Raw genomic sequence first — 14,098 nt, 5'->3', positions numbered from 1 at the left:
AGGGGGATTGGATCAGTGAAGGGCGATCGCGTGGAGATAGTGGTGGACGCGGGAGACACGACGCGGACGTACGAGGTGGTGGCCTCCAGGGCAGGCCGCCGGGTGGAGACAGCGGTCCGTCGCGGGGTGGTGGAAGTGAGTGAAGTCACCCGAAGTGGATCAGTTGTCCGCACCGCCCGCTTCATGGCGACCAGGGTGCTCGCCCTGGTCGAACAGCCGGTCCCCCGGGAGGACGCCTCCGAGCGCCCCCTACGGGTCGACCCCGAGGCCTGGACCGTGTCCGCGGAGTCCCGCCGGCCCGCGGCACCCTGACCCGCGCGCCCGGGACCTTCCCGGGCGCCGCTCCCCGCCGGAGCAGGGGAGGGGCCCGTGTTCCACCGCCCTCCAGCACCGGCCGGGCGCGTCCGGCACGGGACGGACAGCGCCCCTCGCGGCCGCGCACGCGGGACGCCGCTCCCTGACCGGACCGAGGTCTTCGGCGTCCTCCCCGCAGCGCGTCTCCACCCAGGGGAGTACGCCGGAGGCAGCCGGCTCATCCTCCGGGAGGCCCGGCAATCGGTACGCGGGCATGACGCCGGACGCCTCCCGCCTCCCTAATGTTGAAGTCAAGCGGCGGGCGCAGAACTCGTCCCCCGAGGTCACACGCCCGCCGCTCCGGAACAGGTCAGGAGAGGAACCATGGCGGACACGGCTGCGCGGACCATGATCCGTACGCGGGGACGCAGGGTGTACGCCTCGTTCGGCACCCGCCCGTCGCGTCGTCACCCCCTGGTGGCGACAGCCATGGTCCTTCCTCTGGCGGCCCTGCTCGTAGTCGTCTTCGGCGGCTGGGACGCGGTGGTCACACAGGCGTCGTCCGTGGGCGTGATGCTGGGGCGCTGAGCGGCGCCCCGGGTCCGGAAGAGCGGTCCGGACCGGGACATCCGGCCAACAGCCCCGTGGGGACGGGGGTGCGGCGGACGGCAGCGATTGTCCGGCCAGCTGGGGAGCTGGCCGGACATCGCGCTGTCCGGGGCAGATTCCCGGCGGGCGAGGCCGGGCGGTCCTCCCGGCGGGCGGGCCCTCCTGGCGGTGCCGCGTACGCTCGTCGCCAGGGCCGGCCGTGGAGTCGGCCGATCACCGCCGGGGGAGCAGAGCCGATGACCACCACCCCTGTCGTACGCGTGCTGGGCGAGCTCGCGCACGACAGCGCCCACGCGCGTACCGTCCGGTGCGACTGTGCCCCGCCCCTGGTCCTCGCGGACCGCCCCGACGGCACGGTGGTCCGCAGCGGCCCGGTGGTGGCCAAGGCCCACGCGCCGGACACCGACGCCCCGGCCCTGGCGGCCCGCCGGGCCCTCGCCGCCGCGCCCGGGCTCGCCGGCATCCTGCTCGCCCCGCTCGGCGCCGCAGCGCCGGCCGGCCGAGGGGGGCCTTCCGACGTGACCGGCCCCGGGACGGGTGGTGCGTACGCACCCAGCACCGACGCACACACGGCTGATGCCCGCACCGCCCACGGCCTCACGGCTGACGGCCGCACCGTGAGCCTCTGGCCGTACGGCGAACCCGTCGACCCCTCGGACCCCGATGCCGCCCCCTGGGAAGAGGCCGCACTCCTCCTCGCACGGCTGCACCGCACTCCGCCGCCCCATCCGCTCCCGCCGATGCGCGGACCGGCCAAGGCGGCCCGGGCCGTCGCGCGGATGTGCGAGGCCCGGCCCGGGGACCCGGACACCGCTCCCGTGCTCGCCGCCTGGCGCGGCCTGCCCGCCTGGGCGCGCGGAGAGGACGGAGCACCCCCGCACGCCCGGTCCGGCTTCCTCTGCCACGGCGACCTGCACCTCGGCCAGCTCGTGCGGCACCCCGCCCCGCACGGCCCCTGGGTGCTGATCGACATCGACGACGCGGGCCTCGGCGACCCGGCCTGGGACCTCGCGCGGCCCGCCGCCTGGTACGCGGCCGGACTCCTGGACCCCCAGGTCTGGCTGCGCTTCCTGGACGGCTACCGGAGCGCGGGCGGGCCCGCCGTGCGGGCCACGGGTGACCCCTGGCCCGACCTGGACGTCCCGGCGCGCGCCCTCACGGTGCAGACCGCCGCACTGGCTCTCGCCAAGTCCGCCGTGCAGGGGCGTGGTCCGGACGAGGTGGAGCAGATGATGATCGACGCCTGTGTCCGAATTGCGTCCCTCCCGCCCGAGTTGACGGCCGAACACGCGTCGTAGGGTGAACCGACGGCCGCCGGGCATGCATTCCGGCGACGCGTAACGACGGTGAGGAGCCGACCCGATGATCCAGTGTCCCAAGTGCCACGCCCAGATGAACACGTACAACCGCAACGGGGTCCAGATCGAGCAGTGCAGCGGCTGCCGGGGGATATTCCTCGACTACGGCGAGCTGGAGTCGCTGACCCGTCTGGAGTCGCAGTGGGCGCAGCAGGCCCCGCCCGCGCCGCCCGCCCCGCAGGCCTACCCCGGCCAGGCCCCGCAGGCCTATCCCGCCGCCCAGGCTCCGGCCTGGGGTGCGCCGCAGCACCAGGGCGGGCACTACGGGGGCCACCACCGTCAGAAGAGCTTCGGCCGGATGCTCTTCTCCTCCTGACCGGGGCGGGCCGCCCCCACCCCAGGGGGGCGGTCCGCGGGTCCCCCTCGTCCAGGAGTTCCCCGACCGCCCCCGTGACGACGGCCGGCATCGCCGCCCTCACTCCCGGTCGGTGGGCACGCCCGACCCACGGGGCACCGGTAGGAGTCCCGCGCACAGCACGACGAAGCCCCCGGTCGTCGAGACGACCGGGGGCTTCGGCTGGTGCGCGATACTGGGATTGAACCAGTGACCTCTTCCGTGTCAGGGAAGCGCTCTCCCGCTGAGCTAATCGCGCAGGGTGACCCTGCGTGTACTGCGTGCGCGATACTGGGATTGAACCAGTGACCTCTTCCGTGTCAGGGAAGCGCTCTCCCGCTGAGCTAATCGCGCGGGGGTCCTTGCGGACCGGTGGACGATACTGGGATTGAACCAGTGACCCCTTCCGTGTCAGGGAAGTGCTCTCCCGCTGAGCTAATCGTCCTTGGAGGTGGAGACGGGATTTGAACCCGTGTAGACGGCTTTGCAGGCCGTTGCCTCGCCTCTCGGCCACTCCACCAGGGATGGGGGTTCGGGAAGATCCCCCACCTTCTGCGAGCGGACGACCAGGTTCGAACTGGCGACCTCAACCTTGGCAAGGTTGCGCTCTACCAACTGAGCTACGTCCGCTTGTCATTCCCGATCGGCTTGCGCGTCCCGGCGACGTGTTGAACTCTAGCGGATTCCCGGGCCAGCACAAAAACGCGTTTGTGCAGCGTGCTGCGGTACCTCCGCCCCGCCGCAGGTCACCGCGTACCGTCCTAGACTCATCAGCGTGCACGACCTCGCCCCCATGGCCCGCTTCGGCGGCCTCGTCGCCTCCGGTCTGCAGGATGTGACCAGCGATCCTGCGGCGCTCGACTCATCCGGATTCTGGGCGGTATCCGCCGATTTCGAAGGGCGTCTCGTCTGCGCCCGCTTCGCCACCGTACGGACCGAGCGGGTTCCCCTCCCCGTGCCCGGCGCCTGGCAGGGGCCGATGCCGGGGGACTGGACGTCGTCCCTCGACGAAGCCGCCTACCTGGCCGGCGTACGGCGGATCCGTGAACACATCGCGGCGGGTGAGGTCTATCAGGCCAATCTCTGCCGGGTGCTGTCCGCGCCGCTGCCCGGCCCCGCCGCCGACGTGGACGCCCTCACCGCCCTGCTCGCCCGCGGCAACCCCGCCCCGTACGCGGGAACGATCCGGCTGCCGTCGCACGGGGTGGAGATCGCGACCGCGTCCCCCGAACTCTTCCTGCGGCGCGACGGCCGGACCGTCGAGTCCGGGCCGATCAAGGGCACCGGACGCACCGAGGCGGACCTGCTGGACAAGGACCACGCGGAGAACGTGATGATCGTGGACCTGGTCCGCAACGACCTGGGGCGCGTCTGCGCGACCGGCAGCGTGAGCGTCCCCGACCTCTGCGTGGTGGAGAAGCACCCCGGGCTCGTCCACCTCGTCTCCACCGTGCGAGGCCGTCTCGCCGATGGCGTCGGGTGGCCGGAACTGCTCGGTGCGGCGTTTCCGCCCGGATCCGTCACCGGCGCCCCCAAGGCCAGCGCGCTGCGGATCATCGAAGCGCTCGAGACATCGGCCCGCGGGCCCTACTGCGGAGGAATCGGCTGGGTGGACGCCGACCGGGCCACCGCCGGACTGGCCGTCGGCATACGGACGTTCTGGATCGACCGCACCGGCCCCGCGCCCCTGCTGCGCTTCGGAACCGGAGCCGGAATCACCTGGGGCTCCGACCCCCGGCGCGAGTGGGCGGAGACCGAGCTCAAGGCGTCCCGGCTGCTCGCGGTAGCGTCTGGTGCCTACGAGGACACCTACGGGGTGACAGGAAGGACCGCGTCATGAGGATTTGGGTCAACGGCGAACTGCGCGACGCCGATGACGCGCGGGTGTCCGTGCTCGATCACGGACTGACCGTGGGAGACGGCATCTTCGAGACGGTCAGGGTGTCCGGGGGCCGCCCCTTCGCCCTCACCCGGCATCTCGACCGGCTGACCCGCTCGGCCCGGGGCCTGGGGCTGCCCGACCCCGGCCTCGACGAGGTCCGCCGTGCCGTGGCCGCCGTCATCGAGGCCAACCCCATGCCCCTCGGCCGGCTGCGGATCACCTACACCGGCGGCCTCTCCCCGCTCGGCTCCGACCGCGGCGACGCCGGGCCCAGCCTGGTCGTCGCCCTGGGCGAGGCCCCGCGCCGCCCGGACAGCACCGCGGTGATCACCGTGCCCTGGACGCGCAACGAACGCAGCGCACTGGCCGGGCTCAAGACCACCTCGTACGCGGAGAACGTCGTCGCCCTCGCACGCGCCCACGAGCACGGCGCGACCGAGGCGCTCTTCGCGAACACGGTCGGGCAGCTCTGCGAGGGCACCGGCTCCAACGTCTTCGTCGTGCTGGACGGCCGGATCCACACCCCGCCCGTCACCTCCGGCTGCCTCGCCGGGATCACCCGTGCCCTGGCCGTGGAGTGGACCGGGGCACAGGAGACCGATCTTCCGCTGGACGTCCTGGAACGTGCCGAGGAGATCTTCCTGACCTCCACGCTCCGCGACGTCCAGGCCGTCCACCGGGTCGACGGACGGGAACTGCCGGGCGCACCCGGGCCGGTGACGGCGAAGGCCATGCGGATCTTCGACGAACGCGCCGACGACGACCTCGATCCCTGAACCCGATCCGCAAAAGCGGGTGACGGAGCGCCGCCCAGCGGATAGAACACCCGTGATGACCACGACCCTCCGGCCGACCGGGCCGATCCAGCAAGGCGCCGACGGCGCGCGGGCACGCACGTACGACGTGTGCGACAACGGGCGTGCCGTCGGCGCCGTCGGCATCAACACCGACCCGCTGTTCGGCCCGTCGGCGGGTGTCCTGCACTCGCTGCGGATCGAGGAGCCGGACCGCAGACGGGGCCGCGGCACCATCGCCGCCCTCGCAGCGGAGGAGGTGCTGCGCGACTGGGGCTGCACCCAGGTACGCCTGGTGGCGCCCGCGGACAACGAGGCCGCCCGGGCCCTCGCGGGCGTACTCGGCTACACCGAGCGCAGCCGGAACATGCTCAAGACGCTCCGCCGGACCGCCCCCGCACTGCCCGCCGGGTCCATCGGGCGCCCGATGTCGGAACAGGAGTTCGCCGCGTGGGAGGCCACCTGCGTCGAGGCGTACGCGCAGGACTGGATCGAGCAGGGTGTCCCGGAGGACCAGGCCCGGCGCAAGTCCGAGACGGACCACGCCGCGGAACTGCCGGACGGCCTCGCCACCGCGGGGATGCGCTTCGAGGTCCTCGTCCACGGCGGCGACGTCGTCGGCCATGTCTGGGTGGCCCGGCACGAGACCCCGGCGGGCCGGCCGACCGGCTACGTCTTCGACGTCGAGGTACGCGAGGAGCACCGGGGCCGCGGTCACGGGCGGGCGCTGATGCACCACGCGGAGGACCTCACGCTCGACGCGGGCCTCGGCCTGCTCGGCCTGCACGTCTTCGCGTCCAACACACCCGCGCTCCGGCTGTACGAGTCGCTCGGCTACCGGACGACCCAGTACAACCTGGCGAAGGCGCTCTAGGCGGTCTCCGCCCGCGCCGACCCCGCGGAGGTCAGTCCCGGCCGGCGAGCAGCCGGTCGGCGATCTCCTCGATCCGTCCGCGCAGCCCCACCTGGCTCTTCCCGCCGTCCAGCCGCTCGTCGCCGATCACGTACGTCGGCGTTCCGGTGACACCGATCGCCTTGCCCTCGGCCTGGTCCGCGTCGACGATCAGCAGATGCCGGCCGTCGATCAGCGCCGTGTCGAACTCCTCGGCGTCCAGACCCAGTTCGCGTGCCACATCGAGCAGGAACGGCTCACCGGCGCGGGAGAGGTCGGCGGTACGGGCCAGCACGGCCTCGATGTACGGCCATCCCTTGCCCTGCTCGACGGCCTCCTCGGCGGCCTGTGCCGCGGCGTACGCGTGCTTGTGCTTGTCCAGCGGGAAGTGGCGCAGCCGGACCTCCAGCCGGTCGCCGTAGCGGGCGCGCAGGGCGTGGACGTCGGAGAGGGCCTGATGGCAGTCGGGACATTCGAGCTCGCACCAGATGTCGAGGACGACCGGCGCTGCGGAGGTGGAATCGCTCATGGAATCAGTCTTTCAGGCCGGACCGGCGCGTCCCAATCGGCACCTGGGAAGGAGGACACCCCTGAAATGTCCCCGATGTGGCCCCCGGCCGTGGCCTCCGTGGCGGCGGCCGTGCAGGATGGAAGGGACACGTTCCGACTGCGGGAGGCCCCGATGCTCGCCGAGACCATCTGTTCCGCGGTGTCGGCCGCCGGCCTGGGCATCGCCGCGATCACCGCGTACCGCAGGCGTTTCCTCGCGGCCACGCGGATCGCCGCCTATTCGCTCGTGCCGGTCGGACTCGTGATGACGGGTGTCGTCGCGTGGGTGACCGACATCGCCTTCAAGCCGAGCGTCTGGATCGGGTTCGGCCTGCTGGCGTCGGCCTGGCTGCTCCTGGTGACCACCCGCGCCGTGGAGCGCCGCGGTGGTGGCACCCGGAAGGAACGGCGGGCCGCGCGGGCGGCGTCGCGGGATTCCGCCGTCGCCCCTGCGGCGTCGGCGCCCCTGCGGCGTCGGCGCCCCTGCCGGCACCCGGTGCCGCCGCAGCGGCCCCGCAGTCCGAGGGGAGGCCCGCGAAGAAGCGGCAGGCCGCGGCCGGCGACGACTTCAGCGACATCGAGGCCATCCTGAAGAAGCACGGCATCTGACGCCGTCCCGGTCCGGGCGGCTCGGCCGAGGCCTTGGGGTGAATCGATTCATGCCGATTCCCGCCCTGACCCGCGTGCCCGGGGGCGGCCCTCGGGTGTCGCGTCTCGGTATATTCGGTTCGCGTCCCCTCGATCTTGACGGTATCCCGGGGGCGGGGTTAGCGTCCCGGACGGATTGAAACAATTCAACCCGAGGCGTGGAGCCTGGAGGACGACGCGTGACGGACCTCGCCGGACGTCCGAACGGCTCCGTCCGTACGACCTGGGGACACGCCGTGCCGACGCGCGGCGGCCGAGTGCATCAGTGGGGCAGGGCAAGTGGCGCGTGTGGCAGGGATCAAGGACGTGGCCCGGCAGGCCGGAGTCTCGGTGGGCACGGTGTCCAACGTGATCAACCGCCCGGAGGCGGTGCTCCCGGACACCCGCGCCCGGGTGCTGGCGGCGATCGAGGAGCTCGGCTACGTACGCAGCGAGTCGGCCAGGCAGCTCAGGGCCGGCCGCAGCCGGATCATGGCCCTGCTCGTCCTCGACATGGGCAACCCCTTCTTCGTCGACATCGCCCGCGGCGCCGAGCGCGCGGCCCGGGAGGCCGGTCTCGGCGTCATGGTCTGCAACAGCGGTCAGAGCCAGGAGGAGGAGGCCGAATACCTCGGGCTGTTCGCCGAACAGCGGGTCTGCGGCGTCCTGGTCACTCCGGCCGACGCCACGGGGGGCAACCTCGAAGCCTTCGCCCGCCACCGCATCCCGTACGTGCTGGTGGACCGGGTCGCGGCGGGCACCGAGACCTGTGCCGTCTCCGTGGACGACGTGCGCGGCGGGATGCTCGCGGTCGGACACCTCGTCTCGGCGGGCCATCGCACGGTGGCCTTCGTGAGCGGCCCCGGAGACCTGCACCAGATCAGGGACCGCCGGCAGGGAGCCCTGGCCGCACTCGCCGGGGCCGGGCTCGGCCCCGAGGCCCTCGTCGAGATTCCCTCCGACCGTCTGGACGTGGCGGCGGGACGGGACGCCGGCGCCCGCCTGCTCGGGCTCGTGCCGCGGCCGACCGCCGTCTTCTGTGCCAACGACCTGCTGGCGCTGGGTGTCCTGCAGTCGCTGTACGCCGCGGGTGTACGGGTGCCGCAGGACGTCGCGATCGTCGGCTACGACGACATCGAGTTCGCCGCCGCCGCAGCCGTGCCGCTCACCTCCGTGCGGCAGCCCGCCATGGTGATGGGCAGGATGGCGGCGGAGCTCCTCCTGGAAGAGGCGGACGACGAGGACGGGACCCACCGGCACCGCAGCGTGGTGCTTCAGCCGGAGCTCGTCGTCCGCGCGTCCAGCGCCGCCCCGCGCTGACCCGGTGGGCCGAGGGCCCGGCCCGTGGCCGGGTCCGAGCCGAAAACGTGGGGGACGACCGGACGCCGGAGCGAATCCTTGCAGCCCACGGGGGGTGAACTCACCGCGCGAAAAGGAGTGTTGATCGCCAACAGGGGTGCCTCTGCGTCATGATCACTACGAGATGGTGGACGTATCCCGGGGCGAGGCCCCCGTATCCCCTGCCGAAGAGCCGCGTGGCTGCCTCTTCGCGCTGTCCCAGCCACCCCTGATGATCTTCCTGACGGTGATCGGCAGCCTGCTGCTGATGGCCGCGCTGCATGATCTGTTCCTGCTGTGAACGCGCGCCCGGCCCGGTGGACCGTGGCCCCGTGCCGCACAGGCCCCTCGCCGCCTCCCGCGTCCCCGTGGTCGGCCGTCAGCCGGCCGCCTCCTTGCGCCTGGCCCGGTACGCGGCGACGTGCAGGCGGTTCCCGCAGGTGCGGCTGGAGCAGTAGCGGCGGGAGCGGTTGCGCGACAGGTCGACGAAGGCGCGCCGGCAGTCCGGCGCCTCGCACCGCCGCAGCCGCTCCTGCTCGCCGGCCACGACGATGAAGGCCAGGGCCATGCCGCAGTCCGCGGCGAGGTGGTCCGCGATCGAGGCGTCCGGTGCGAAGTAGTGGACGTGCCAGTCGTAGCCGTCGTGGTTCGTGAGCTGCGGCGTGGTGCCCGCGGCGGCCACCAGCCCGTTGACGAGGTCCGCGGCGGTACGGGCGTCGGGCGCCGCGAATATGTCCGCGAAACGGCTCCGTACGTCCTTCACGGCGCTCAGGTCCTTCTCGCCGAGCACGCCCACGCCGCTGATGAGATGGCGCTCCGCGAAGGCGTAGAGCGCGCCGGTGTCGGCGAGTCCGTCGCCCGGCTCGCTCTCCGGCGCGGTGTTCACCAGATCGACCACCGTGTCGAGGGCGATCCGGGTGTCGTGTGGGATCAGCACGCTTCGCTCCCTGGCCTCCGGCGGACGGGTGCCCGCCGATGCCGGCTGACTCTACTGGCTCGGCGAAGGCGCCTGGGGCCGGGTGCGGGCTTATGGGGGAGAGGGTGGCACTTTGTCGGCTGGACGCATCGCTGGAGCTCGAGGTGGCCGCCTGGTGGCTCCTGTGGCTGTCCTGGCGTCCCCGCCCCGGTGCCCGTGGTGCGGATGAGGCACCTGTGGCATGACGTCATGCCACAGGCGGCGCGGTTCTACGCGTCGCCGAGCCGCGACGGGGGCCGGCCGCCGCCCCGCTTGCCGCGGGCGCGCCGACGCCGTCGCCGCGGTGGGTTCCGCGGCGACGGCGTCGGTGTCTGCCGTACGGGGTTTCCCGCGCGACGCCGTCTCCCCGAGTCGGACGGCGTCCCGCAGCTCTCGGCCTGGCTCAGCTCTCGGCCAGGATGTGTGAGAGCTCCGTATCGAGGTCGAAGTGACGGTGCTCGGTGCCGGGCGGGACCGCGGCGTCGGTCCTTTTCAGGAACGACTCCAGGGCCCTGGCCGGCGCTTCCAGCAGGGCTTCGCCCTCCGGGGAGCTCAGTGCGATACAGACGACGCCCTGGCCGTGACTACGTGATGGCCAGACGCGGACGTCTCCGGTGCCGGTGGGCCGGTGCAGCCCCTCGGCCAGGAGGTCACGGGCGAAAACCCACTCGACCGTTTCCTCCGCTCCGGTGTGGAAGGTGGCGTGCACGGCATAGGGGTCGGCCGTGTCATACCGCAGGCCCGCGGGTACAGGCAGTGAGGACTCGCTCGACACAACGAGGCGCAGGTGCAGCTCGCAGCTGACCGTGGTGTTCATAAGCGCCAGGGCCTTTCGCTCAGTGTGCGCTCGGGGATTCGCACGTCGGCGAAATCGACATGCCACCTACGGTGGTGTTGTAAACCCCTCTGACCTATTTGTGATGCTTCGGGTCGCTCGTGCGGCGGTGTGTAACTTTGGGTCATGCGTCCATTCCGGTGACGAACGCCGTTCGGGTAGGTTGGGCCCATGAATGCGGAGAGTGACGAGCGGGAAGGGGTCGCCGCATCGGTGGCCGCCGACTCCGCTACGGGGGACGGGCAGAAGGCGGAGCGGGAGCTGGGGTCGCGGGCGCCCGGGTTCATCCGGGCGTCCAGGGTGCTTCACCTGAGCTGGCAGGTCGGGATCTTCGTCGTCGGCCTCGCCGTGGTCGGGGCGGGCGTCGTGATGCTGCCGCTGCCCGGCCCCGGATGGCTGGTGATCTTCGGCGGCATGGCGATCTGGGCGACCGAGTTCGTGTGGGCGCAGCTCGTCCTGCGCTGGACCAGGCGCAAGGTCACCGAGGCCGCCCAGCGGGCCCTCGACCCCAAGGTCCGGCGGCGCAACATCATCCTCACCACGGTGGGGCTCGTGATCGTCGCCGTGCTGGTCGGGGTGTACGTCTGGAAGTTCGGGATCACCATGCCGTGGGCGATCGAGCAGTGACCCGGCGCTGACCCGGAAGTGGTCCGGACGCACCGCTGACATGGGGTAATGTTTGCGATGCGCCGGGGCGATTAGCTCAGTGGGAGAGCGCTTCGTTCACACCGAAGAGGTCACTGGTTCGAACCCAGTATCGCCCACCCCGAACCGATGGCCCGGAAGCTTCACCGAAGCTTCCGGGCCATCGGTGTTTTCGCGTGTCTCCGCCGTAGTCGGCAGCCACCCCCGCGCCGCGGCCCCGCTGCCAAATTTCGTCCGAACCGTTGACGTGCCCGGTGCGGCTCCTTAACTTTGCCCAGCAAGCGCTTTCTAAAACGATTCAATCGCGAATGGTGGGGCGAGCTATGTCTCGGAACAACGGCATCGACCGGCGGCAGATGCTGAAGGCGGGACGGCCAGAAGGTCGCCGGCGACGTCGGTCCGCACGGCGTGATGTACCTCTACGACCTGATCCTCCGCCAGAACGGCAAGGCCTTCTTCACCGAGGACGGCATGGGCTTCGGCGAGGCCGAGCTGCTGCCGTACTGGACCGAGGCCCTCGCCCGGGTGAAGTCCGGCATCTACGCCGACCCCAAGAAGGTCGAACAGATCAAGCCCGCCTCCGCCCTCGCCCGGGGCATCGCCTCCGGAGAGTTCACCTGGGACAACTTCTCCATCCGCTACAGCGCGGAGGGCAAGAGCCGCTACGGGCTCGCCCCCATCCCCAGCAGCGACGGCAGGCGCACCGGCCAGTACCTCGGGTCGCTGATGCTCAGCGGATCCGCCCGCACCAAGCACCCCGCCGAAGTGGCCACCTTCATCGGCTTCATGACGCACGAGCCCGAGGTCGCCCGGATCATGGGCTACGACCGCGGTGTGCCTGCCACCACCGCCCAGTTCGAGGCGTACCGGCCCACCGACGCGCCGAGCAAGGCCATCGAGGCGTACGAGACCGAGATCGCCGACGCGGGCGTCCTGGAGCCCATCACCCCGCATCCCGCGGGCGCGGACGTGATCGAGGCGGCGTTCCTGCGCATCGCCGGTGACCTGTCCCTGGGCAAGGCCTCGCCGAAGGACTCCGTGAAGCAGTTCTTCTCCGAGGCGAAGACCGCCCTCGCCTCGAACTGAGAGGAACGCGGTGACTCACATCCAGACCTCCCCGGGCGCTCTCGCCCCCGGGAGCGACCGTTGCGCCGAGCGGCGCAACGGTCCCGGGGACAGCGCGCCGCCCGTCGGCCCGAAGCGGTCCGGGCGCGGCGACAACCTGGCCGGCTATCTGTTCATGTCGCCGTGGATCGCGGGCTTCCTGTTCCTGATCGCCGGGCCCATGGTGTTCTCGCTGTACCTCTCGTTCACCGAGTACAACCTGTTCGACGCGCCACGCTGGATCGGCCTGCGGAACTTCACCGACATGTTCGCCGACCCCCGGTGGCGCCAGTCGGTCGAGGTCACCTCGTGGTACGTACTGATCGGCACCCCGGTCAAACTGGCCGCGGCGCTCGCCGTCGCGATGCTGCTCGCGCAGAAGCGGTGGGGCCAGTCCTTCTACCGGGCGGCCTTCTACGCCCCGTCGCTGATCGGCGCGAGCGTGTCGGCGGCCATCGTCTGGCGCGCCCTCTTCTCCGACGACGCCGTCGTCGACCGTACGCAGAAGCTGTTCGGCGTCGGGTCCGGGGGCTGGATCGGCGACCCCGAGATGATCATCTATGCGCTGGTCGCCCTCACCGTCTGGCAGTTCGGCGCCCCGATGGTCATCTTCCTGGCCGGCCTCAAGCAGGTCCCGCGGGAACTGTACGAGGCGGCCGAGGTGGACGGAGCCGGGCGCTGGCGCAGGTTCTTCCACATCACCCTGCCGATGATCTCGCCGGTGCTGTTCTTCAACGTCCTGCTGGAGACCATCCACTCCTTCCAGATCTTCGGCTCGGCCTACATCGTCAGCAACGGCTCCTGCGGACCGGCCGACGCCACGCTCGTCTACACCTGCTACCTGTACGACCAGGGCTTCGTGAACAGCCGCATGGGCTTCGCCTCCGCCATGGGATGGCTGCTGCTCGTCGCGGTGGGCCTGGTCACCGCCGTGCTGTTCCGGTCCCAGAAGCGCTGGGTGCACTACGAGGAGGGCGGCCGATGAGTCTCCTGGCAGCTGCTGTACGACGCCGGGGTCCCGGCGCACTGGCCTGGCACCTCGGGGCCCTGGTCCTCCTCGTGGTGGTCCTCTACCCGGTGGTGTGGACGTTCGGGGCGTCCTTCAAGCCGAGCGCGGAGATCGTCGGCGCCCTGGACCTGTTCCCGGCCGACCCGGTGACCGACAACTACACCCGGCTCACCGAGGGCATCGCCGACATCCCGATCTCGACGTTCTTCCTGAACTCCACGTACATCGCCGTCGGTTCGGTGGTCGGAGTGGTGCTGTCCTGCTCGCTGACGGCCTACGCCTTCGCGAAGGTCCGCTTCGCCGGCCGCAACGCCATGTTCACCATCATGATCGGCACCCTGCTCCTGCCGTACCACGTGCTGATCATCCCGCAGTACGTGCTGTTCCAGAAGCTGGAGCTGATCAACACCTTCACCCCGCTGCTGATCGGCAAGTACCTCGCCACCGACGCGTTCTTCGTCTTCCTGATGGTGCAGTTCATGCGCGGCCTGCCCAAGGAGCTCGACGAGGCGGCGAGGCTCGACGGCTGCGGGCACCTGAGGATCTACTGGTCGATCGTCATGCCGCTCTGCCGGCCGGCGCTCATCACCAGCGCGATCTTCACCTTCATCAACGCCTGGAACGACTTCATGGGCCCGCTGCTCTATCTGAACGAGCCCGACAAGTACACCGTCTCGATGGGCCTGAAGATGTTCATCGACCAGGACACCGTGGCCGACTACGGCGGGATGATCGCCATGTCGCTGGTGGCCCTCCTGCCGGTGCTGGCCTTCTTCCTGGCCTTCCAGCGCTACCTGATCGACGGCATGGCCACCTCCGGCCTGAAGGGCTGAGGCGCGCCGTGACGACGAAGACCCGTACCGCGAAACGGCG

The 14,098-nt window shown here is 71.2% G+C and carries 15 protein-coding genes, 6 tRNA genes and 2 pseudogenes; 15 read left to right on the top strand and 8 right to left on the bottom strand.

Going from position 1 to position 14,098, the window contains the following annotated elements; translation table 11 throughout:
* The first annotated feature begins 15 nt into the window (after positions 1–15).
* The 4 genes from AB0F38_RS17275 (at position 16) to AB0F38_RS17260 (ending at position 2,577) form a co-directional block, all read left to right on the top strand.
* A complete protein-coding gene (locus tag AB0F38_RS17275) occupies positions 16–312 on the top strand; it encodes a hypothetical protein (protein WP_361893297.1) in 297 nt (98 codons plus the stop codon).
* A 366-nt stretch (positions 313–678) separates the two neighbouring features.
* Positions 679–882, top strand: a complete 204-nt coding sequence (locus AB0F38_RS17270) for a hypothetical protein (RefSeq protein WP_361893294.1) — start codon at positions 679–681, stop codon at positions 880–882.
* 257 nt (positions 883–1,139) lie between these two features.
* Positions 1,140–2,201 (top strand): aminoglycoside phosphotransferase family protein, encoded by a 1,062-nt coding sequence (locus AB0F38_RS17265; protein ID WP_361893292.1) that lies wholly within the window; start codon positions 1,140–1,142, stop codon positions 2,199–2,201.
* 64 nt (positions 2,202–2,265) lie between these two features.
* A complete protein-coding gene (locus AB0F38_RS17260; RefSeq protein WP_361893290.1) occupies positions 2,266–2,577 on the top strand; it encodes a zf-TFIIB domain-containing protein in 312 nt (103 codons plus the stop codon).
* 202 nt (positions 2,578–2,779) lie between these two features.
* On the opposite strand, the gene AB0F38_RS17255 is transcribed toward AB0F38_RS17260, so the two are convergent.
* The 5 genes from AB0F38_RS17255 to AB0F38_RS17235 all read right to left on the bottom strand — a co-directional run bounded on the left by AB0F38_RS17255 (position 2,780) and on the right by AB0F38_RS17235 (position 3,225).
* Positions 2,780–2,854 (bottom strand) — tRNA-Val (locus AB0F38_RS17255).
* A 23-nt stretch (positions 2,855–2,877) separates the two neighbouring features.
* Positions 2,878–2,949 (bottom strand) — tRNA-Val (locus AB0F38_RS17250).
* 19 nt (positions 2,950–2,968) lie between these two features.
* Positions 2,969–3,040, bottom strand: a tRNA-Val gene (locus tag AB0F38_RS17245).
* 1 nt (position 3,041) lies between these two features.
* A tRNA-Cys gene (locus AB0F38_RS17240) sits at positions 3,042–3,115 on the bottom strand.
* A 37-nt stretch (positions 3,116–3,152) separates the two neighbouring features.
* Positions 3,153–3,225 (bottom strand) — tRNA-Gly (locus AB0F38_RS17235).
* A 163-nt stretch (positions 3,226–3,388) separates the two neighbouring features.
* On the opposite strand from AB0F38_RS17235, the gene AB0F38_RS17230 reads away from it, so the two are divergent.
* The 3 genes from AB0F38_RS17230 to AB0F38_RS17220 are packed head-to-tail and all read left to right on the top strand — an operon-like array spanning position 3,389 to position 6,145.
* Positions 3,389–4,435 carry a chorismate-binding protein gene (locus AB0F38_RS17230; RefSeq protein WP_361893633.1) on the top strand — a complete coding sequence of 349 codons (1,047 nt, stop codon included), beginning with the start codon at positions 3,389–3,391 and terminating at the stop codon, positions 4,433–4,435.
* A complete protein-coding gene (locus AB0F38_RS17225) occupies positions 4,432–5,253 on the top strand; it encodes an aminodeoxychorismate lyase (RefSeq protein WP_361893287.1) in 822 nt (273 codons plus the stop codon). Before AB0F38_RS17230 ends, AB0F38_RS17225 begins: the two co-directional genes overlap by 4 nt.
* 55 nt (positions 5,254–5,308) lie before the next feature.
* A complete protein-coding gene (locus tag AB0F38_RS17220) occupies positions 5,309–6,145 on the top strand; it encodes a GNAT family N-acetyltransferase (RefSeq protein WP_361893284.1) in 837 nt (278 codons plus the stop codon).
* A gap of 31 nt (positions 6,146–6,176) precedes the next feature.
* Here the strand turns inward: AB0F38_RS17220 and AB0F38_RS17215 are convergent, their stop codons facing one another.
* Positions 6,177–6,692 (bottom strand): DsbA family protein, encoded by a 516-nt coding sequence (locus tag AB0F38_RS17215; RefSeq protein WP_361893281.1) that lies wholly within the window; start codon positions 6,690–6,692, stop codon positions 6,177–6,179.
* A 153-nt stretch (positions 6,693–6,845) separates the two neighbouring features.
* On the opposite strand from AB0F38_RS17215, the pseudogene AB0F38_RS17210 reads away from it, so the two are divergent.
* From AB0F38_RS17210 to AB0F38_RS17200, 3 genes and pseudogenes are all read left to right on the top strand, one after another.
* Positions 6,846–7,321: pseudogene (locus tag AB0F38_RS17210) on the top strand (hypothetical protein).
* 318 nt (positions 7,322–7,639) lie between these two features.
* On the top strand, positions 7,640–8,659 hold the full coding sequence (locus tag AB0F38_RS17205; RefSeq protein WP_361893280.1) for a LacI family DNA-binding transcriptional regulator: 1,020 nt from the start codon (positions 7,640–7,642) through the stop codon (positions 8,657–8,659).
* A 163-nt stretch (positions 8,660–8,822) separates the two neighbouring features.
* Positions 8,823–8,978: a hypothetical protein gene (locus tag AB0F38_RS17200; protein WP_361893277.1), complete on the top strand. Its 156-nt coding sequence runs from the start codon at positions 8,823–8,825 to the stop codon at positions 8,976–8,978.
* 78 nt (positions 8,979–9,056) lie between these two features.
* Here the strand turns inward: AB0F38_RS17200 and AB0F38_RS17195 are convergent, their stop codons facing one another.
* A complete protein-coding gene (locus tag AB0F38_RS17195) occupies positions 9,057–9,614 on the bottom strand; it encodes a CGNR zinc finger domain-containing protein (protein ID WP_361893274.1) in 558 nt (185 codons plus the stop codon).
* A gap of 421 nt (positions 9,615–10,035) precedes the next feature.
* The gene (locus AB0F38_RS17190; RefSeq protein ID WP_003959770.1) at positions 10,036–10,449 is read right to left on the bottom strand and encodes an SsgA family sporulation/cell division regulator; all 414 of its coding nucleotides are present in this window, start codon (positions 10,447–10,449) and stop codon (positions 10,036–10,038) included.
* Positions 10,450–10,638: 189 nt separating this feature from the next.
* On the opposite strand from AB0F38_RS17190, the gene AB0F38_RS17185 reads away from it, so the two are divergent.
* The 5 genes and pseudogenes from AB0F38_RS17185 (at position 10,639) to AB0F38_RS17165 (ending at position 14,058) form a co-directional block, all read left to right on the top strand.
* Complete coding sequence (locus AB0F38_RS17185; RefSeq protein ID WP_361893272.1) at positions 10,639–11,094, top strand: TIGR02611 family protein; 456 nt, start codon at positions 10,639–10,641, stop codon at positions 11,092–11,094.
* A 65-nt stretch (positions 11,095–11,159) separates the two neighbouring features.
* Positions 11,160–11,231 (top strand) — tRNA-Val (locus tag AB0F38_RS17180).
* 262 nt (positions 11,232–11,493) lie between these two features.
* Positions 11,494–12,198, top strand: a pseudogene (locus AB0F38_RS17175) (sugar ABC transporter substrate-binding protein); the annotation flags it as partial.
* A 10-nt stretch (positions 12,199–12,208) separates the two neighbouring features.
* Complete coding sequence (locus AB0F38_RS17170; protein ID WP_361893269.1) at positions 12,209–13,201, top strand: sugar ABC transporter permease; 993 nt, start codon at positions 12,209–12,211, stop codon at positions 13,199–13,201.
* Positions 13,198–14,058 (top strand): carbohydrate ABC transporter permease, encoded by an 861-nt coding sequence (locus tag AB0F38_RS17165; RefSeq protein WP_361893266.1) that lies wholly within the window; start codon positions 13,198–13,200, stop codon positions 14,056–14,058. Before AB0F38_RS17170 ends, AB0F38_RS17165 begins: the two co-directional genes overlap by 4 nt.
* The last annotated feature ends 40 nt before the right edge of the window (positions 14,059–14,098 follow it).

The sequence above is a fragment of the Streptomyces sp. NPDC025273 genome (assembly GCF_040638585.1).
GTDB classification, from domain to species: domain Bacteria; phylum Actinomycetota; class Actinomycetes; order Streptomycetales; family Streptomycetaceae; genus Streptomyces; species Streptomyces cinereorectus.
Note: the sequence above shows the minus strand (reverse complement) of the source record. Positions and strands in the feature narration are given on the sequence as shown.